Source organism: Serratia sp. BIGb0234 (assembly GCF_024809915.1).
In the GTDB taxonomy this organism is placed as follows: Bacteria; Pseudomonadota; Gammaproteobacteria; order Enterobacterales; family Enterobacteriaceae; genus Serratia; species Serratia liquefaciens.
Genome location: NZ_JANUEI010000005.1, coordinates 161965 through 182296, shown reverse-complemented (window position 1 = coordinate 182296; position 20332 = coordinate 161965). Strand labels below are relative to the sequence as shown.

The 20332-nt window shown below is 57.0% G+C and carries 17 protein-coding genes; 9 read left to right on the top strand and 8 right to left on the bottom strand.

Annotation, left to right across the window (positions count from 1 at the left end):
* The first annotated feature begins 39 nt into the window (after positions 1–39).
* The 4 genes from carA (at position 40) to kefC (ending at position 7017) form a co-directional block, all read left to right on the top strand.
* Positions 40–1188, top strand: a complete 1149-nt coding sequence (carA, locus tag M2407_RS18840) for a glutamine-hydrolyzing carbamoyl-phosphate synthase small subunit (RefSeq protein ID WP_071844605.1) — start codon at positions 40–42, stop codon at positions 1186–1188.
* Between the two features lie 16 nt (positions 1189–1204).
* Positions 1205–4429 (top strand): carbamoyl-phosphate synthase large subunit, encoded by a 3225-nt coding sequence (carB, locus tag M2407_RS18835; protein WP_044554139.1) that lies wholly within the window; start codon positions 1205–1207, stop codon positions 4427–4429.
* 184 nt (positions 4430–4613) lie between these two features.
* The gene (gene kefF, locus M2407_RS18830; RefSeq protein ID WP_020825168.1) at positions 4614–5171 is read left to right on the top strand and encodes a glutathione-regulated potassium-efflux system oxidoreductase KefF; all 558 of its coding nucleotides are present in this window, start codon (positions 4614–4616) and stop codon (positions 5169–5171) included.
* Positions 5164–7017, top strand: a complete 1854-nt coding sequence (gene kefC, locus M2407_RS18825) for a glutathione-regulated potassium-efflux system protein KefC (protein WP_259218904.1) — start codon at positions 5164–5166, stop codon at positions 7015–7017. Before kefF ends, kefC begins: the two co-directional genes overlap by 8 nt.
* A gap of 43 nt (positions 7018–7060) precedes the next feature.
* On the opposite strand, the gene M2407_RS18820 is transcribed toward kefC, so the two are convergent.
* Positions 7061–7675: a LysE family translocator gene (locus M2407_RS18820; protein WP_020825170.1), complete on the bottom strand. Its 615-nt coding sequence runs from the start codon at positions 7673–7675 to the stop codon at positions 7061–7063.
* A gap of 129 nt (positions 7676–7804) precedes the next feature.
* On the opposite strand from M2407_RS18820, the gene M2407_RS18815 reads away from it, so the two are divergent.
* The 4 genes from M2407_RS18815 (at position 7805) to M2407_RS18800 (ending at position 11776) form a co-directional block, all read left to right on the top strand.
* Positions 7805–8605: a threonine/serine exporter ThrE family protein gene (locus tag M2407_RS18815; RefSeq protein ID WP_259218903.1), complete on the top strand. Its 801-nt coding sequence runs from the start codon at positions 7805–7807 to the stop codon at positions 8603–8605.
* Positions 8602–9066: a threonine/serine exporter gene (locus M2407_RS18810; protein WP_020825172.1), complete on the top strand. Its 465-nt coding sequence runs from the start codon at positions 8602–8604 to the stop codon at positions 9064–9066. The genes M2407_RS18815 and M2407_RS18810 overlap by 4 nt, the downstream gene beginning before the upstream one ends.
* 143 nt (positions 9067–9209) lie before the next feature.
* Positions 9210–9692: a type 3 dihydrofolate reductase gene (folA, locus tag M2407_RS18805; RefSeq protein ID WP_020825173.1), complete on the top strand. Its 483-nt coding sequence runs from the start codon at positions 9210–9212 to the stop codon at positions 9690–9692.
* Between the two features lie 194 nt (positions 9693–9886).
* Positions 9887–11776, top strand: coding sequence for a PhoX family phosphatase (locus tag M2407_RS18800; RefSeq protein WP_259218898.1), 1890 nt, complete (start codon positions 9887–9889; stop codon positions 11774–11776).
* 39 nt (positions 11777–11815) lie between these two features.
* On the opposite strand, the gene apaH is transcribed toward M2407_RS18800, so the two are convergent.
* The 6 genes from apaH to lptD all read right to left on the bottom strand — a co-directional run bounded on the left by apaH (position 11816) and on the right by lptD (position 18577).
* Positions 11816–12667 carry a bis(5'-nucleosyl)-tetraphosphatase (symmetrical) ApaH gene (gene apaH, locus M2407_RS18795; RefSeq protein WP_116691303.1) on the bottom strand — a complete coding sequence of 284 codons (852 nt, stop codon included), beginning with the start codon at positions 12665–12667 and terminating at the stop codon, positions 11816–11818.
* A gap of 2 nt (positions 12668–12669) precedes the next feature.
* Positions 12670–13047, bottom strand: a complete 378-nt coding sequence (gene apaG, locus M2407_RS18790) for a Co2+/Mg2+ efflux protein ApaG (protein ID WP_012005174.1) — start codon at positions 13045–13047, stop codon at positions 12670–12672.
* A gap of 12 nt (positions 13048–13059) precedes the next feature.
* Positions 13060–13878 carry a 16S rRNA (adenine(1518)-N(6)/adenine(1519)-N(6))-dimethyltransferase RsmA gene (gene rsmA, locus M2407_RS18785; RefSeq protein WP_020825176.1) on the bottom strand — a complete coding sequence of 273 codons (819 nt, stop codon included), beginning with the start codon at positions 13876–13878 and terminating at the stop codon, positions 13060–13062.
* Entirely contained in the window at positions 13871–14863 is a 993-nt protein-coding gene (pdxA, locus tag M2407_RS18780; protein WP_046374537.1) for a 4-hydroxythreonine-4-phosphate dehydrogenase PdxA, read from the bottom strand. The genes rsmA and pdxA overlap by 8 nt, the downstream gene beginning before the upstream one ends.
* Positions 14850–16148, bottom strand: coding sequence for a peptidylprolyl isomerase SurA (surA, locus tag M2407_RS18775; RefSeq protein ID WP_041414190.1), 1299 nt, complete (start codon positions 16146–16148; stop codon positions 14850–14852). Before surA ends, pdxA begins: the two co-directional genes overlap by 14 nt.
* 65 nt (positions 16149–16213) lie before the next feature.
* On the bottom strand, positions 16214–18577 hold the full coding sequence (lptD, locus tag M2407_RS18770; protein WP_130016170.1) for an LPS assembly protein LptD: 2364 nt from the start codon (positions 18575–18577) through the stop codon (positions 16214–16216).
* A gap of 228 nt (positions 18578–18805) precedes the next feature.
* Here lptD and djlA point away from each other — a divergent pair, with 228 nt between their 5' ends.
* A complete protein-coding gene (gene djlA / locus M2407_RS18765) occupies positions 18806–19627 on the top strand; it encodes a co-chaperone DjlA (RefSeq protein ID WP_020825180.1) in 822 nt (273 codons plus the stop codon).
* Positions 19628–19672: 45 nt separating this feature from the next.
* Here the strand turns inward: djlA and rluA are convergent, their stop codons facing one another.
* Positions 19673–20323: a bifunctional tRNA pseudouridine(32) synthase/23S rRNA pseudouridine(746) synthase RluA gene (gene rluA, locus M2407_RS18760; protein ID WP_046374535.1), complete on the bottom strand. Its 651-nt coding sequence runs from the start codon at positions 20321–20323 to the stop codon at positions 19673–19675.
* Positions 20324–20332: the final 9 nt, after the last annotated feature.

The following is a 20332-nucleotide window of genomic DNA, read 5'->3' as shown; positions in this document are numbered from 1 at the left end:
TATGCAAATATTGTGATTGATTATTCCTTGGAGGGTGTTTTGATTAAGTCAGCGCTATTGGTTCTCGAAGACGGAACCCAATTCCACGGTCGGGCCATCGGGGCAGAGGGTACGGCAGTGGGGGAAGTGGTCTTCAATACGTCGATGACCGGTTATCAAGAAATCCTCACTGATCCTTCCTACTCCCGCCAGATCGTTACTCTTACTTATCCTCATATCGGCAATGTCGGCACCAATGCTTCCGACGAAGAATCCTCCGCTGTACACGCCCAAGGCCTCGTCATTCGCGACCTCCCACTGATTGCCAGCAACTATCGCAACGAAGAAGGCCTGTCTGACTACCTGAAGCGTCACAACATCGTGGCGATTGCCGATATCGATACCCGCAAGCTGACCCGCCTGCTGCGCGAGAAAGGGGCACAGAACGGCTGCATCATCGCCGCCGACACGCCGGATGCCGCCTTGGCGTTAGCGAAGGCCAAAGCCTTCCCGGGCCTGAAAGGCATGGATCTGGCGAAAGAAGTTACCACCCAGGAAGCCTACAGCTGGCAGCAGGGCAGTTGGACGCTTGAAGGCGACCTGCCGGAAGCCAAACCGGCCTCTGAGCTGCCGTTCCACGTGGTGGCCTATGACTACGGCGCCAAGCGCAACATTCTGCGTATGCTGGTGGATCGCGGCTGCCGCCTGACGGTGGTGCCGGCACAGACCCCGGCGGATGAAGTCTTGAAGATGGATCCGGACGGTATTTTCCTGTCCAACGGACCAGGTGACCCGGAGCCATGCGATTACGCCATCGCCGCCATCAAGCAGTTCCTGACAACCGATATCCCGGTGTTCGGCATCTGCCTCGGCCATCAGTTGCTGGCTCTGGCCAGCGGTGCAAAAACCGTGAAGATGAAGCTTGGCCACCACGGCGGCAACCACCCGGTAAAAGATCTGGATAACGACTGCGTCATGATCACCGCGCAGAACCATGGTTTTGCGGTAGACGAAAACAACCTGCCGGCCGAACTGCGCGTCACGCACAAATCCTTGTTTGACCACACGGTGCAGGGCATTCACCGCACCGATAAAGCAGCGTTCAGCTTCCAGGGCCACCCTGAAGCCAGCCCGGGCCCACACGACGCCGCGCCGCTGTTCGATCACTTTATCGAACTGATTGAGACTTACCGTTCTAACGCCAAATAATCAGGAGCAGTAAAAAATGCCAAAACGTACAGACATAAAAAGCATCCTGATCCTCGGCGCTGGCCCGATTGTTATCGGCCAGGCGTGTGAGTTCGACTACTCGGGTGCCCAGGCGTGTAAAGCGCTGCGCGAAGAGGGTTACCGCGTTATTCTGGTCAACTCCAACCCGGCCACCATCATGACCGACCCGGAAATGGCGGATGCGACCTACATCGAGCCAATCCACTGGGAAGTGGTGCGTAAAATCATCGAAAAAGAGCGTCCGGATGCCGTGCTGCCGACCATGGGCGGCCAGACCGCACTGAACTGCGCGCTGGAGCTGGAACGTCAGGGCGTGCTGGCCGAGTTCGGCGTGACCATGATTGGCGCTACCGCTGACGCGATCGACAAAGCAGAAGACCGTCGTCGCTTCGACGTGGCGATGAAAAAAATCGGCCTGGACACCGCGCGCTCCGGTATTGCGCACAATATGGAAGAAGCGCTGGCGGTGGCCGCTGACGTCGGCTTCCCGTGCATTATCCGTCCTTCCTTTACCATGGGTGGCACCGGTGGCGGCATCGCCTACAACCGCGAAGAGTTCGAAGAGATCTGCGAGCGTGGTCTGGACCTGTCTCCAACCAAAGAGCTGTTGATTGACGAGTCGCTGATCGGCTGGAAAGAGTACGAGATGGAGGTGGTGCGCGATAAGAACGATAACTGCATCATCGTCTGTTCGATCGAAAACTTCGATGCCATGGGTATCCATACCGGCGACTCCATCACCGTAGCACCGGCGCAAACCCTGACCGACAAAGAATACCAAATCATGCGTAACGCCTCGATGGCGGTACTGCGTGAAATCGGCGTGGAAACCGGTGGTTCCAACGTGCAGTTCTCGGTTAACCCGAAAACCGGCCGTTTGATCGTCATCGAAATGAACCCGCGCGTATCCCGCTCTTCGGCGCTGGCATCTAAAGCCACTGGCTTCCCGATTGCCAAAATCGCCGCCAAACTGGCGGTGGGTTACACCCTCGATGAGCTGATGAACGACATCACCGGTGGCCGTACGCCGGCGTCGTTTGAACCGTCCATCGACTACGTCGTGACCAAGATCCCTCGTTTCAACTTCGAGAAATTTGCCGGTGCCAATGACCGTCTGACTACCCAGATGAAATCCGTCGGCGAAGTGATGGCGATTGGCCGTACCCAGCAAGAGTCGCTGCAGAAAGCATTGCGCGGGCTTGAAGTGGGCGCCACCGGTTTTGACCCTAAAGTGAGCCTGGATGACCCGGAAGCACTGACCAAAATCCGTCGTGAGCTGAAAGACGCCGGTTCTGACCGCATCTGGTACATCGCTGACGCCTTCCGCGCCGGCCTGTCCGTTGACGGCGTCTTCAACCTGACCAACGTAGACCGCTGGTTCCTGGTGCAGATTGAAGAGCTGGTGCGTCTGGAAGAACAGGTTGCCGGTACCGGCATCAACGGCCTGACGAAAGAGTTCCTGCGCACCCTGAAGCGCAAAGGCTTCGCCGATGCGCGTCTGGCCATCTTGGCCGGCGTCGCCGAAAGCGAAATCCGCAAGCTGCGTCATGGCTATGGCCTGCACCCGGTTTACAAGCGTGTGGATACCTGCGCGGCGGAATTCGCCACCGACACCGCTTACATGTACTCCACCTATGAAGAAGAGTGCGAGTCCAACCCGACCAACGACCGTCCGAAAGTGATGGTGCTGGGCGGCGGGCCAAACCGTATCGGCCAGGGTATCGAATTCGATTACTGTTGCGTGCATGCCTCACTGGCGCTGCGCGAAGACGGTTACGAGACCATCATGGTCAACTGTAACCCAGAAACCGTGTCTACCGACTACGACACCTCCGACCGTCTGTACTTCGAGCCGGTAACGTTGGAGGACGTGCTGGAAATCGTGCGCATCGAGAAGCCGAAAGGCGTTATCGTGCAATACGGTGGCCAGACGCCGCTGAAATTGGCGCGCGAGCTGGAAGCCGCAGGCGTACCTATTATCGGCACCAGCCCGGACGCGATTGACCGCGCCGAGGACCGTGAGCGTTTCCAGCAGGCGGTACACCGTCTGGGCCTGAAACAGCCGGCCAACGCCACCGTGGCAACCATTGAGCAGGCGGTAGAGAAAGCGGCCGGGATCGGTTACCCGCTGGTGGTACGTCCTTCTTATGTGCTGGGCGGTCGGGCGATGGAAATCGTTTACGACGAAATCGACCTGCGCCGTTACTTCCAAAACGCAGTCAGCGTCTCCAACGACGCCCCGGTGCTGCTGGACCGCTTCCTGGATGACGCGGTAGAAGTCGACGTCGACGCCATCTGCGACGGCGAACGAGTGCTGATCGGTGGCATCATGGAACACATCGAACAGGCGGGCGTGCACTCCGGTGACTCGGCTTGTTCACTGCCGGCCTACACCCTGAGCAAGGAAATTCAGGACGTGATGCGTCAGCAGGTTGAGAAACTGGCGTTTGAGCTGCAGGTGCGCGGTTTGATGAACGTGCAGTTCGCCGTGAAGAACAATGAAGTCTACCTGATTGAAGTCAACCCACGCGCCGCGCGTACCGTGCCGTTTGTTTCCAAGGCCACCGGCGTGCCGTTGGCCAAAGTGGCTGCGCGCGTGATGGCAGGCAAAACCCTGGCAGAGCAGGGCGTGACGGAAGAAGTCATCCCGCCTTACTACTCGGTAAAAGAAGTGGTGCTGCCGTTCAACAAGTTCCCAGGCGTCGACCCGATTTTAGGGCCGGAAATGCGCTCTACCGGGGAAGTGATGGGCGTGGGCCGCACCTTTGCCGAGGCCTTCTCCAAGGCGATGCTCGGCAGCCAGTCAGGCATGAAAAAACAGGGCCGTGCGCTGCTGTCGGTGCGTGAAGGCGATAAAGCCCGGGTAGTAGATCTGGCGGCAAGCCTGCTGAAACAGGGCTTCGAGCTGGATGCCACTCACGGTACCGCCGTGGTGCTGGGCGAAGCGGGGATTAACCCACGCCTGGTCAACAAGGTGCATGAAGGCCGTCCGCACATTCAGGACCGTATCAAGAATGGCGAATACACCTACATCGTCAACACCACCGCCGGTCGCCAGGCGATTGAGGACTCCAAGCTGATCCGTCGTAGCGCATTGCAGTACAAGGTGCATTACGATACGACCCTGAACGGCGGCTTTGCCACCGCGATGGCGCTAAAAGCGGATCCGACCGAGCAGGTGACTTCGGTGCAGGAGTTGCACGCGCGTATCACCAAGTAATTCGATGATGCCGTAAAAGCCAGGGCGCTGCAGTTCATTGCAGCGCCCTTATTTTTTTAACTTGTTCAGTGAATTTGTTGTCGTGAATTAGAAATTTCCGCTATCAATCATTCAGCAAACTGTCACCCTGTGTGATTGGTATATGCTTGATGTATTGGCATGGAACGAAGGAACGACGACAACAATGATTCTGATTATTTACGCCCATCCCTATCCCCGGCATTCGCATGCCAATCACCGCCTGCTGCAGGCCGTGAAGGATATTCCCGAGGTGGAGGTACGCTCGCTGTATGAGCTGTATCCCGACTTCAACATCGATATCAATGCCGAACAGCGGGCACTGGAGCGCGCCGATCTGGTAGTGCTGCAACATCCGATGCAATGGTACAGCCAACCGCCGCTGCTGAAATTGTGGATCGATAAGGTGCTGGAGCACGGCTGGGCCTATGGTCATGAAGGCAATGCCCTGGTGGGCAAAGATGTGCTGTGGGCAGTGACCAGCGGTGGCGATGAACACCATTTCGAGCTGGGCGATTACCCGAACTTCGCGGCTCTCGGGCAGCCGCTGCAAGCGACGGCGCTGTACTGCGGTATGCATTGGCAACCGTATTTTGCCGTGCATAACACCTTTACCTGCAATGAACCGGCGCTGATTGCGGCAGGGGAAGCCTACCGTCAACGGCTGGTAGCCTATCTGATGGAACACGGTGAACCCGCCGAGCAGGGAGTTGAGCATGGATAATCACCAGATGATGATTGAGGGGCTGATCTATTTGGGATCGGCCGCGTTGTTTGTGCCGATTGCGGTGCGGCTCGGGCTGGGCTCGGTGTTGGGCTACCTGATTGCCGGCTGCATTATTGGCCCCTGGGGGCTGAAGCTGGTCTCCGATGCCGAATCGATCCTCACCTTTGCCGAAATCGGCGTGGTGCTGATGCTGTTTATCATCGGCCTGGAGTTGGATCCGAAACGGCTGTGGACGCTGCGCGCCTCGGTATTTGGCGGTGGCATTATTCAGATGGCAGCATGCGGATTGGCGCTGAGCGCCTTTTGCTACTTCCTCGGATTGAACTGGAAGGTGGCGCTGCTGATTGGCCTGACGCTGGCGTTGTCATCCACCGCCATCGCCATGCAGGCCATGAGCGAACGTAACCTGACGCCGTCGCCGATTGGTCGCAGTGCGTTTGCGGCACTGCTGTTCCAGGATATCGCGGCGATCCCCCTGGTGGCGATGATCCCACTGCTGGCCAGCAGCGGTGCCACGACTACGTTAGCGGCGTTTTCCCTGTCAGCGGCCAAAGTGGTGGGTGCGCTGGCAATAGTGGTACTGCTGGGGCGCTATGTGACCCGGCCGCTGCTGCATTTTGTCGCGCGATCGGGCATGCGTGAGGTTTTCAGCGCCGTGGCGCTGTTCCTGGTGTTCGGCTTTGGCATTCTGCTGGAAATGGCCGGGCTGTCGATGGCGATGGGCGCCTTCCTCGCCGGGGTGCTGCTGGCGAGCTCTGAATACCGCCATGCGCTGGAAAGCGATATTCAGCCGTTCAAGGGGCTGCTGCTCGGGCTGTTCTTTATCGGCGTTGGCATGTCGATCGACTTCGGTACCTTGTTCCATCACCCGCTGCTGATCGCCTCGCTGCTGCTGGGCTTTATGCTGATCAAGGCGGCGCTGCTGTGGCTGATTGGCTCCTGGCTTGGGGTTCCGAAGCGTCAACGCGGCATGTTCGCGATCCTGCTGGGTCAGGGCAGTGAGTTTGCCTTCGTGATCTTCGGCGCCGCTCAACTGGCCGGAGTATTGCCGCCAGACTGGGCCAAATCGTTGACGCTGGCGGTTGCCCTGTCGATGGCGGCGACGCCGCTGCTGCTGGTGGTGGCAACACGGCTCGAGAAAAATACGCCGAAAGACGAACGCCCGGCGGATGTGATTGATGAAGAGAACGCCAGCGTGATCATCGCCGGGTTTGGTCGTTTCGGTCAGATAGCCGGCCGTTTACTGCTGGCCAATGGCGTACATACCGTGGTGTTGGATCACGATCCTGACCATATTGAAACGCTGCGCAAGTTCGATACCAAGGTGTTTTATGGTGATGCCACCCGCGCCGATCTGCTGGAGGCCGCCGGTGCCGAGCACGCCAAGGTGTTGATCAACGCCATCGACGACGTGGAGGCTAACCTGCAACTGACCGAGTTGGCAAAACGGCACTTCCCGCACCTGAAAGTGGTAGCGCGCGCGCGTGATGTCGATCACTGGTATCAGCTGCGTCAGTTAGGCGTGGAAAAGCCGGAGCGTGAAACCTTTGAAAGCTCGCTACGCATAGGCCGCGAAACGCTGGAGCTGCTGGGGCTGGACGCCTACGAGGCGCGGGAAAAAGCGGATACTTTCCGCCGCTATAACCTGAAAATGCTGGAAGACACGCTGGATAATTATCAGGATACCGAATTCCGCGTTGCCAGCCTGCAGCGGGCGAAAGAAATGCTCAGCGCGGCCATCGAACAGGATCAGGATCGGTTGGCGCGAGTACCGCAGAGTGGTTGGCGTGGCAGTATTGATGGCAAAGCGCCGGAAGATGAGGTGGTGGAAGCCAAGGGATAAGCCTAATGGGCGCAGCCGTCGGGCTGCGCCCACGATGGCCGAATTAACTCAGCGCCACCTTGATACCCAGAGCAATCAGCATCCCGCCCAGCAGCTTATCCACCACCTTTTGCGTTTTCTCCAGGCCACGACGCACCGGTCCGCTTTGGATCAGGAACACCAGAACTGGCCACCAGAGAGCAGACAGGCCAAGGATAATTCCCGCATACCACAGTTTTTCGCCCAACCCTGAGTCGATTTGCAGCACCTGGGTGAATACCGCCAGGAAGAACAGCGTAGCTTTTGGGTTGAGCAAATTGCACAGATAGCCCTGTACGAAGGCGCTTTTCAGGCTTGTTTGCTGCGGCGGCAGGTTACTGACGTTCATCTTGCTGCCGCTGCGCGACAGCAGTGCCTGAATGCCGACCCAAATCAGGTAGACCGCACCGGCGTATTTCAGCACGTTGAACAGCCATGGCGTGGTGGTGATCACGACCGCCAGCCCGGCGACGCAGTAAGACATGTGAGTGGCGACGCCGCAGATCACGCCGAAAGCCGTCATCATCGCGGCCAGACGCGGGTAGCGGGCGGCGTTCTTGATCACCAGGAAAAAGTCCGGGCCGGGTGACAGCATGCCCAAGGTGGCGATACCAGCAACGAACAGCGAAGTTTCAAGCATGATTTGACTCTCTGCACAAAAGGCGTAATGGAGGCGATAATAACGCCACGTCCCCTGATACGCATCAACCAAATGAGGTAATGTTTGGCAATATGATGAATATTCACTCAGGGATCTCGACGGGGCCTCATGTATCAGACAACCCATATAGACCAGCCGGAAACGCAGCGACAGCAGCGTGAAATTACCCGCCTGTGCATTCAGTGCGCTTTACTGTTGCTGCAGCACGGTGCCGAGAGCACGGTGGTGGAGCAGTTATCGACCCGATTGGGGATAGCGCTGGGGATGGACAGCGTTGAAAGTTCGATCTCGGCCAATGCGGTGGTGCTGACCACCATCAGCCACGGTGAGTGTCTGACCACCACGCGCAAGAACGTCGATCGCGGCATCAATATGCAGATGGTGACGGAGGTGCAGCACATCGTTATTTTGGCAGAGCATCGGCTGGCGGATGTGCATGACGTTGCCCGGCGCTTCGACAAGATCCGCCCTTTGCGTTATCCACGCTGGTTGGTGGTATTGATGGTGGCGCTGTCATGCGGTTGTTTCAGCGTGCTGAACGGCGGCGATCAAAAGGCCTTTGCCGTCACCTTTATTGCCAGCGGCCTGGCTATGTCGGTGCGTCAGGTGCTGACCGCACGCCACATGAATCCCTTGATTAACTTTTGCCTGACGGCCTTTGTCGCGACCTCGGTTTCCGGGCTGTTGCTGCGGCTGCCGCTGTTTAACGAAACCTCCACCGTGGCGATGGCCGCCAGCGTATTGCTGCTGGTGCCCGGTTTCCCGCTGATTAACGCGGTGGCCGACATGTTCAAGGGCCACGTCAATACCGGTTTGGCGCGCTGGGCGATGGCCAGTCTGCTGACGCTGGCTACCTGTATCGGCGTGGTGATGGCGATGTCGCTGTGGGATCTGCGGGGGTGGTCATGAGTCTGCTCTGGGCCTTATTGCAGGATATGCTGCTGGCGGCGGTGCCGGCGTTGGGTTTTGCCATGGTGTTCAACGTGCCGCTGCGCGCACTGCGCTATTGTGCGCTGTTGGGGGCGATTGGCCACGGCTCCCGCATGCTGATGATGCATGTGGGGATGAATATTGAATGGTCATCGCTGCTGGCGGCGATCCTGATTGGCATCATCGGTATTTATTGGTCGCGCTGGCTGTTGGCGCATCCGAAGGTGTTTACCGTGGCGGCAGTGATCCCGATGTTCCCCGGTATCTCGGCCTATACCGCGATGATCAGCGTGGTGGAGATTTCGCATCTGGGATACAGCGAGGCGCTGATGGCCACCATGATGACCAACTTCCTCAAAGCCTGCTTTATCGTGGGGGCATTATCGATTGGGCTGTCATTACCTGGGCTGTGGTTATACCGCAAACGTCCCGGCGTTTAAGGATCATGGGCCAAAAATTGTTGGGCATTAGATATACTGATAAGAGCTATCTTATATATTCATATTGCTTGATTAGCCTATCGACGACCGTTGGGGCTTTACGTATAGTGTGAGCAATTTTGCTGCCTACACAGGGTTTAACAATGATTATCAGCCTGATCGCTGCCTTGGCGGCGGATCGCGTTATTGGCATGGAAAACGCCATGCCTTGGCACCTGCCGGCGGACCTCGCGTGGTTTAAACGTAACACGCTGAATAAACCGGTTATTATGGGCCGTAAAACTTTCGAGTCTATTGGTCGTCCGTTACCGGGCCGCCATAACATCGTGTTGAGCAGCCGTCCTGGCACTGACGCCGGGGTGACCTGGGCGACTTCGCTGGACGAAGCGCTGGCCGCAGCCGGTGATGTGGAAGAAGTGATGGTGATGGGCGGCGGGCGTATTTATACCCAGTTCCTGGCACGCGCTAACCGTATGTACCTGACGCATATCGATGCCGAAGTCGGCGGTGACACCCATTTCCCAGACTATGAGCCGGACGAATGGGAAACCTCGTTCAGCGAGTTCCACGATGCCGACGAGTTGAATTCTCACAGCTATTGTTTCGAGATCCTGGAACGCCGTTAATGGCCGGCGATTAACCGTATCCTTCTGAGGGCGCAAGTGATTGCGCCCTTTGTCTTTTTACCACCCACCTCTCCCTGACTTTTCGTTGTAACATTTTCGTCACACTTCCTGATTAGTATGAAGCCCAACTCTGAGCGCCCCGGCAACTCTGGTGAATCTCGATCGCGGCGCCATATTAAAAAGGAAATAAACCTATGACGACCAAAATTGAGCAATTAGATGCCGATCGCCTGACCGATCCCACTCGCCGTAAACTGTTGCTGGGCAGCGCCGGTGCCGTTGGCCTGGCCGGTTTCCTCGGCGGCGGTATTTGGACGGTTTCCGCTCAGGCTCTGGCGGAAGATTTGCCACCGAACAAGCTGCTGGGCTTTAAAGGGATTGCCGCTTCCACCGCTGATGAGGTGGCGATTGCGCCAGGGTATCGCGCCGAGGTGCTGATCTCCTGGGGTGAGCCGCTGGTTGAGGGAGCTGCCGCTTTCGACCCACAGGGCAACAACAGCGCTGCCGATCAGGAAAAGCAATTCGGCGATAATAATGACGGTATGAGCTTCTTCCCGATTGATGACAATCACGGCGTGATGGCCATCAACAACGAATACGTCAACGAGCAATACCTGTTTGCTCATGGCGGCACCAAAGCCACCAGTCTTGAAGACGTGCGCAAGTCACAGGCTGCCCATGGCGTTTCTATCGTGGCGGTACGCCGTGTGGGTGATAGCCAACGTTGGGAGGTCGAGCGCCCATCGCGTTATAACCGCCGGATCACCGCCAACACCGAGATGCAATTCAGCGGCCCGGCTGCCGGGCACGCGCTGCTGCAAACGGCGGCGGATCCTGGCGGCCGCAAGGTATTGGGTACCTTCGGTAACTGCGCCAACGGGAAAACCCCTTGGGGCACTTACCTGACCTGCGAAGAGAATTTCGATACCTATTTTGGCACTCATCAGGCCGACTACAAGACCACGGCGGACCAAACGCGCTATACGTTGAAAGTCAGCGAACCTGAGCGTAACTGGCCGGATTACGATGAACGCTTTGACGTGGCGAAGAACCCTAATGAATTCAATCGTCATGGCTGGATCGTCGAAATCGACCCGATGAACCCTGGCTCAACGCCAATCAAACACACCGCGCTGGGCCGCTTCAAACATGAAAATGCGGCGGTGACCGTCGCCAAGGATGGTCGCCTGGTGGTCTACATGGGTGACGATGAGCGTGGTGAGCACATCTATAAATACGTATCCAAAGGCGTGGTTGACGTGGCTAACCCGGCCAACAACCGCAGCCTGCTGGACGAAGGCACTTTATATGTGGCGCAGTTTGACGGGGACGCCAACGGCACACCGCTGAAAGGTACCGGGCGCTGGATAGCGCTGGAGTTCGGTAAAAATGGCCTGACGCCGGAAAATGGTTTCCGCGATGAGGCGGAAGTGTTGATCTTCGCCCGCAAGGCTGCGGCGCAGGTGGGGGCTACCAAAATGGACCGGCCGGAATGGATCGCCGTCAATCCACATGATGGGCGCGCCTACTGCACGCTGACCAACAACAGCAAACGTGGTGAAGAAGGCATGCCGTTGAATGCCGCTAACCCGCGACCGAACAATGTCTACGGCCAAATTATCCGTTGGGATGAAGGCGGTGATGCCACTGCTGCGTCATTCAACTGGGATATTTACGCGCTGTGCGGTAACCCGATTGCCCATCCGGAAGGCGTGAATCGCGGCACACCAAATATCACGGCCGACAATACTTTCAACAGTCCGGACGGACTGGGCTTTGATAAGACCGGTCGCCTGTGGATCCTCACCGACGGCAAATACAGCAACAAGGGCGACTATGCCGGACAGGGCAACAACCAAATGCTGGTGGGCGATCCGCAAAGTGGCGAAATCCGCCGCTTTATGGTTGGGCCAAAGTCATGCGAACTGACTGGCATTACCTTTACCCCCGATTACAAGACGATGTTCGTCAACGTACAGCACCCGGGTGAAGAAGGTGATTCTCATTTCCCGAACAATAGCCCGCGTCCGCGCTCATCGGTGTTGATGATTACGCGTGAAGACGGTGGAGTGATTGGGGCTTAAGAAGAAAACAGCGGGGCGGCATTGACCGCCCCGACGGGATTATGACGCGGCCTGCTGGTGTACGCTGTCGGACAGATCGCTGCGATGGGCCGGTTGGGTAAAGTACTGCCGGTCTTCCCAACGCAACATGGTCAAATCGCCCCCCCAGCAACAGCCGGTATCCAGGCCAATAATGCCTTCCGGCGTGCCTTTGCCTTCCAGTGATGCCCAGTGACCGAAAACAATGGTGTAATCGGCGTCGACCAATCGTGGCAAATCAAACCAGGGTTTCAGCGGAGCAGGCGCAGTGCCTGGCGCATCTTTGCAGATCATATCGAGTTGGCCGTTCGGGAAGCAGTAGCGCATGCGCGTCAGGGCATTGGTGCTGAAACGCAAGCGCGCCAGCCCGCTCAGTTCCGGGCTCCAGTTGTTCGGCATGTCACCGTACATGGCGTCGAGGAACAGCGGATAGCTGTCGCTGCTCAGTACGGCTTCCACTTCACGGGCACAGGTTTGCGCAGTTTCAATGTCCCACTGCGGCGTGATGCCGGCATGCGCCATCACCAGCTTGAGTTGCTCATCGACCTGCAGCACCGGTTGGCGGCGCAGCCAGTTGATCAGCTCATCGGCGTCTGGCGCTTCCAGCAACGACGTAATGCGATCTTTGGGTTTATTGCGGCTGATGCCGGCATAAACGGCCAGCAGATGCAGATCGTGATTGCCCAGCACCATGCGTACTGCCGGTCCGAGTGAGCGCACGTAGCGCAGCACGTCTAGTGAACCGGGGCCACGCGCGACCAGATCGCCGGTCAGCCACAGCTGGTCATGTTGGGGATCGAAGGCAACCTGGGCCAATAGCGACTTGAGTTCATCAAAACAGCCATGAACGTCGCCGATAAGATATGTCGACATAATCAGTGAATCAGCGTTGGAATGGCTAAGCGGAACACGGGAATAGCGGTCTGGAACGGCTGACCCTGATGATCAACCATTTCGTAATGGCCTTCCATGGTACCCAGCGGCGTTTCAAGAATGGCGCCGCTGGTGTATTGGAATTCGCCCCCGGGCGGAATGAGCGGCTGCTCGCCGACCACGCCTTCGCCCTGAACTTCGGTTTGACGGCCATTGCTGTTGGTGATCAACCAGTAACGGCCGAGCAGCTGCACGTTGAAACGCCCCAAATTGCGAATGGTGATGGTATAAGCGAAGACGTAACGTTCTTCCTCAGGTATCGACTGTGATTCCACATAGACACTTTGTACCTGAATACATACGCGAGGCGAATCAATCATGATCACTACTCCTTATTGCTGCGGCGCGGGATTGGCTGAAAGCCAGTTAGCCAGCTTACAGTATTGCGCCACAGAAATATTTTCTGCTCTAAGTACCGGATCGATACCCAATTCCGTCAGTTGCTCCGGAGTGAACAAATCCCCCAGGCTATTGCGGACAGTTTTCCGGCGCTGGTTGAACGCCTGAGTCGTGATGCGGCTCAGCATGCGCACGTCACCCACCGGATTTGGATTCACCTTGTGCGGTACCAGACGTACCACTGCGGAATCCACTTTCGGCGCCGGAGTGAACGAAGTTGGTGGCACTTCCAGCACCGGAATAACGTTGCAGTAGTACTGCGCCATCACGGTTAAACGCCCGTAGGCTTTGCTGTTAGGGCCGGCAACCAGGCGGTTGACCACCTCTTTTTGCAACATAAAGTGCATGTCGCGAATGGCCTGAGTATAGCTGAAAAGGTGGAACATCAGCGGCGTCGAGATGTTGTACGGCAGGTTACCAAATACGCGCAGCGGTTGGCCAGCCTGCTCGGCCATTTCGGCGAAGTTCACCGTCATGGCATCTTGCTGGTGAATGGTCAGCTTGTCTTTCAACTGCGGGTGGTTTGCCAGACGGGCCGCCAGATCGCGGTCCAGCTCAATCACCGTCATACGGTCCATGCGCGCGCCGACCGGCTCGGTCAGTGCGCCCAGGCCGGGACCGATTTCAACGACCGCTTCGCCCGGCATTGGGTGAATGGCGGAAACAATGCTATCGATGACAAACTGATCGGTTAAAAAGTTCTGTCCAAAGCGTTTGCGGGCAAAGTGCCCTTGGTGGACTTTATTATTCATTACAATTAATTATCATTTTAATGGCGAGATTCAAGGCCGTTTTGAAACTGCCCGCATCGGCGGTGCCGGTGCCGGCCAGTTCCAGAGCGGTACCGTGGTCGACCGAGGTACGGATAAAAGGCAAACCGAGGGTAATGTTTACCGCCCGGCCGAACCCTTGGTATTTTAGCACCGGCAGGCCCTGATCGTGATACATCGCCAGCACCGCATCCGCATGTTGCAGATACTTGGGCTGGAACAGGGTGTCCGCCGGCAGCGGGCCGATCAGATGAATACCTTCAGTCCGCAGCGCGTCTAGCGCCGGGATGATGGTATCTATCTCTTCGCGTCCCATATGGCCGCCTTCTCCCGCATGCGGGTTCAGTCCGCAGACATATATCTGCGGCTGGGCGATGCCAAATTTGGTTTTCAGATCGTTGTCGAGAATGCGGATGACTTCGAACAGGCTTTGGCGAGTGATGGCACCAGGCACTGCCAGCAAAGGCAGGTGGGTGGTTGCCAGCGCTACGCGCAGCTCTTCGGTCGCCAGCATCATTACCACGCGGTCGCAACCGCTGCGATCGGCAAAAAATTCGGTATGGCCGATAAAGGGCACACCGGCGTCGTTGATCACGCCCTTGTTCACCGGGCCGGTGATCAGCGCAGCAAACTCGCCGTTCAGGCAACCGTCGCAGGCGCGCGCCAGCGTTTCCACCACGTAAGCACTGTTACCCACATTCAGCTCACCAGCCACTACTGGATGAGCCGTCGCAACCGGCAATACCGTCAACGTACCCGCACGCTGTGGCTGAGCGGGGTGCTGTGGCTGATAGGTGCGCAGCTGTAGCGGCAGGTTCAACTGTCGGGCGCGTTCAAGCAACAAGGCCGGATCCGCGCACACCACCAGTTCAACAGGCCAATCCTGTTGCGCCAGCGCTGCCACTAAATCCGGCCCAACCCCGGCAGGCTCGCCGGGGGTGATTACGATACGATTATTGTTGTGCATTACCGTCAAGGATCTTCACGTAAGCCTGAGCACGTTGTTCCTGCATCCAGGTCTGCGCTTCTTCAGCAAACTTGCGGTTGAACAGCATGCGGTAAGCGCGATCTTTTTGCGCCGCATCGGTTTTGTCCACCTGACGCGTATCCAGCAGCTGGATCAGGTGCCAGCCGAAGGAAGAGTGTACCGGTTGGCTGACCTCGCCTTTGCTCAGCTTCATCAACGCGTCGCGGAAGGCCGGATCGTAGATGTCTGGAGAAGCCCAGCCCAGATCGCCGCCCTGCAGTGCAGAACCCGGATCCTGAGAAAGCTGTTTGGCTTCGTCAGCAAACTTGGCGCGACCGCTCTTGATGGCTTCGGCTACCGCCTGCAGCTTGGCACGTGCCTGATCGTCGGTCAGCACCACGGAAGGTTTCAGCAGAATGTGACGAGCATGAACCTCGGTGACAGATACCGACTGGTTGGCGCCACGGATATCATTCACTTTCAGGATGTGGAAGCCGACGCCGGAACGGATTGGCCCAACCACGTCGCCTTTTTTGGCGTTAACCAGTCTTTCGGCGAACAGGGTAGGGATCTCCTGTAGCTTGCCCCAGCCCATGTTGCCGCCTTTCAGCGCTTGGGAATCTGCAGAGTAGGAGATGGCCAGCTTGCCGAAGTCGGCGCCGCCGTTGATTTCACCCATCAGCTGTTTAGCCAGGGCTTCAGCATCGTCAACCTGCGCCTGTGTCGGGTTCTCCGGCAGCGGGATCAGGATGTGGCTGATGTTCATTTCGGTATCGCTGCCGTTCTGAGCGCCAACCTGAGTCGCCAGTGAGTCCACTTCCTGAGGCAGGATGGTGACGCGGCGGCGAACTTCGTTGTTACGCACTTCGCTGATCAGCATTTCTTTGCGGATCTGTGAACGGTAAGTGTTGTAGTTCAGACCTTCATACGCCAGACGGCTGCGCATCTGATCGATGCTCATTTTGTTCTGTGCGGCGATGTTGCCGATGGCTTTGTCCAGATCGGCATCGGAGACGTTAATCCCCATTTTCTTGGCCATCTGCAGTTGGATGTTATCCATAATCAGACGTTCAAGGATCTGGTGACGCAGGGTCTTGTCATCCGGCAATTGCTGACCGGCCTGCTGCGCATTGAGCTTCACCGACTGCAACAGGGTGTTTACGTCGCTCTCAAGTACCACGCCGTTATCCACGACGGCGGCGACTTTATCCACTTCTTGGGGTGCTGCGAACGCGGTATTGGCACAAACCACCAATCCGAGAATAAGCGTTCTCCAGTTCTTCATACTTTTCCCATTCTGTAATCCGCAAATGCGGGTGAAAGTTCTCGTTTTCAAAGTGTTACAAAGTATCAAAATGCACGCTGGTAAGGCAGTATGCCGGAACGCAACATTTCCGCGGAGCCCAGACTGTGATCGCTGCTCAGGCCACGCAGTTCGATGTTGAATGAAACTTTGTTGTCATAAACGCTGGTATTGTTGCTGTTGTTCCAGTCGGTGATCTTGCGCTCGTAGCCCAAGGTCACTGCCCAGCAGCAGGTGTTGTACTTCAGACCGAGCAACTGATCGGCGGACTGTTGGGCACGGGTGTCGTAGTAATAAGCCCCCACGACGGCCCAGCGATCGGCGATTGGCCAACTGCCGGTGACGCCCACCTGCGAAATACCGTCCTGATAAGCCGGCACCTGTCTGGTGTTCAGTGCCGTCTCAATATACTCCGGCGTAGCGTAACGGTAGTTCAACTGCAATACGCGTTCGGAATCCTGACGGTATTCCACCACGGCGTTACCCAACGAGACGCTATTGAGACGCGTATCATACTGCAGGCCGCCACGCAGGCCCCAACGATCGTCAATCTTCCAATAGGTGTCGCCGGCCCAGGCCAGGCTACCGGTGTCGTCATTGTTGTCGTAATTCGTCGTTTTGTCGCCGGTACGGGAACGGCTGAAGTAGTAGATTTGACCCACGGAAACGTTAAAACGTTCAACCAGCGCGTCATCATAAATACGCGAGGTCAAACCGGTCGATACGCGGTTCTGTGAGGCAATGCGATCCAGGCCGCTGTAAGTACGGTCGCGGAACAGACCGGAGTAGTCGGTTTGCAGCAGCGTGGTGTCGTAGGTGTAGATGTTACTTTGGTCGCGATAGGGTACATACAGGTACTGTACGCGTGGCTCGAGGGTCTGGGTATAGCCTTCGGACCAGTTCATTGGGCGATCGAACACCATCTTGCCGTCGACCTTGAACTGCGGCAACACGCGGTTGACCGAATCTTCGAGATCGGGGGCGTCGCTGCCGGTGCGGTTCTTGTAGTTGTTGGCGAAACCGTCAGGAATATCCTGCTGGTAATGGGTCGCCAGCAGCTTGGCTTCGGTATTGATACTGCCCCAGCCGTTGGTCAACGGCAGGCTCAGCGTCGGTTCCATATGCAGACGAGTGGCATCCGGGCTATAGGGGTTGACGCTGATAAACTTGGCGGCCTGACCATAAATGCGGAAATCGAACGGGCCGAGATCCTCTTTATAGTAGTTCAGGTCGAGCTGCGGCTGAACTTTGTAGGAGTCTGAGCTGCTGCGATCGGTATCGTCGTAAATCTGGAACTGTTTGGAGCTTAAGGTCGCATCCCAGTTATCAATGGCGTAGCCGACGCTGAATTTCTGCGTCGCATAACCGTCGGTGGTCGAACCGTATTTGGAATCCAGATCGGTAAAGTATTTGGAGTCGCTGACCTTGGTGTAGTCGACGTTGAAACGCCACACCTGATCCATCACGCCGTTGTGAGTCCAGTAGAACAACCAACGCTTACTGTCGTCAGGATTGTCCTTGCTGTATTCCTTGTCGTCCGGCAACCAGTCCAATTCCATCAGGCCCAGACCCGGCTGCACCAGGTAGCGGAATTCGTTCTGTAACTGCAGGCCACGTTTGGACATGTAATGCGGGGTGATAGTGGCGTCGAAGTTCGGCGCAATGTTCCAGTAATACGGCAGCATGAACTCAAAGCCATTGCTGCTGCCATATTTTGCGTTCGGGATCAGGAAGCCGGAACGACGCTTATCACCGACCGGCAATTGCAGGTACGGGCTGTAGAATACCGGTACACCGCCAATTTTGAAGCGGGCGTTCCAGATTTCAGCGACTTGCTCTTCGCGGTCGTGGATCACCTCGGAACCGACTACGCTCCAGCTGTTATCACCCGGCAAACAGGAGGTAAAGGTCCCGTTTTCCAAAATGGTGTAACGGTTGGCGCCGCGCATCTTCATTTTGTCGGCGTCGCCACGTCCCTGACGGCCTACCATTTGGTAGTCGCCTTCATAGACGTCGGTATCTTTATTATTCAGGTTCGACCAGGCTTTCGGGCCTTTCAACTTGATCTGGTTGTCGCTGTAGTGCACGTCACCCGTAGCGGTCACGGTGCGAACCGGTTCGGTTTGCCCCGCGTCTTGCGTCTGGTTCAGTTCAACCTGTTTGGCGGTCAGGGTGCTGTTGCCTTGTTCAATATTCACGTTGCCGGTGAACAGCGCGCTTTTCGGATAGTCCGCGCGTGAATCATCGGCGTGAATGGTGACAGGCAGGCTGTTAGGATCGCCGCTGACCAGCGGTTTGTCATAAACAGGAACGCCAAGCATACATTGCTCGGCCAGGTCAGCCAGCGCGTGCTGACTGTAGAGTGCCGTCCAAATCAGTGTGGCCAGCAGTGTTGGGAAACTTTTTTTCATACGCGGTTTTGGTGTTCCGTCATCAGAGGCGTCATGTCCGGCAAACGGTCAGAGACTATATCACTCATCTGCGTTGCGCTAGTGTTAAATCCGGCCGTTTACTTGCGTCGTCGATAGGCGCAAAGATAAATGACAGGTATGATAATCCAAATCCTGAGAAAAATCGCCTTAACCCTTACCTAAGACGGAAGGGAGCAGTCGGCTTTCGGCATGATAATTGAGGAGTATATGCAGTATTGGGGAAAACTGCTCGGGGTCATCGTGGCCATTTGGGCTGGCGCGGGATTCTGGGGTGTAGTTTTGGGGCTGATTGTCGGTCATATGATCGACTCTGCGCGTAGCAATAAGCGCAGCCGGGGCTTTTTTACCGACCAGCAAACGCGGCAAACGCTGTTTTTCCGCACCACTTTTCAGGTGATGGGTCACCTGACCAAATCAAAAGGGCGCGTTACCGAGGCGGATATTCAGATCGCCAGCCTGTTTATGGATCGTCTGCAACTGCACGGGGAAGCCCGTACCGCGGCGCAGCAGGCGTTTCGTGAAGGCAAACAGAGCCAGTTCCCGCTGAGAGAAACGCTGCAGCAGTTCCGCAGCATCTGCTTTGGCCGTTTTGACCTGATTAGGATGTTTCTGGAAATTCAGATCCAGGCGGCGTTTGCCGACGGGTCACTGCATCCTAACGAACGGCAGGTACTGTATGTGATCGCCGAAGAGCTGGGCATTTCACGTGCGCAGTTCGACCAGTTCCTCAGCATGATGGAGGGCGGACGCCAGTTTGGCGGCGGTCAGCAGGGCGGTTATTCGCAAGGCGGTTACCAGCAGGCGCAACGCGGTCCAACGCTGGAGGATGCCTGCAAGGTATTGGGTGTCAGCAGCAGCGACGACGCGACCACCATCAAGCGCGCTTACCGCAAGCTGATGAGCGAGCACCATCCGGATAAGCTGGTAGCGAAAGGTTTGCCGCCGCAAATGATGGAAATGGCCAAGCAGAAAGCGCAGGAAATTCAGGCGGCCTACGACCTGATCAAACGCGAGAAAGGCTTTAAGTAAAAAGAGGTGAGGGCTCGGTATTCTCTGAGCCCCTCTTTATATCGGTCAGAAGTCGGGTTCGACGCGAAAGTGCATCGGCGTCTGGAAAGCCGGATGGGTAATGCGCAGCTCTTGTGCATGCAGCTGTAAACGCGGCGCCATGGCTTTGGCTTCTGGCGTGGCATAGAAACCGTCGCCGAGGATAGGATGCCCCAGCGCCAGCATATGCACGCGCAGCTGGTGCGAGCGGCCAGTGATCGGCATGAGTTTGACCCGCGTGCTGCCGTCGGCGTCGCGTGACAACACCAGATATTCGGTTTGCGCCGCTTTGCCGGTCTCGAAACACACTTTCTGCAGCGGCCGATTCGGCCAGTCGCAAATCAGCGGTAAATCCACCAGACCTTCATCCTGCGCCAGATGCCCCCACACGCGGGCGATGTAGGACTTCTTCGGCTCGCGCTCACGGAACTGGCGCTTGAGTTCACGCTCGGCCGCCTTGTTCAGCGCCACCACAATCACCCCGCTGGTGGCCATATCCAGACGATGCACCGATTCGGCAGCCGGAAAATCCGCCTGAATGCGCGTCATCAGGCTGTCTTTATTTTCCGGCGCGCGGCCCGGGACCGACAGCAGGCCACTTGGCTTGTTGACCACGATAATGTGCTCATCCTGATACAGGATATGCATCGGGCCCTGCGGGGGATTGTAGGGTTCCATTTTGTTGGC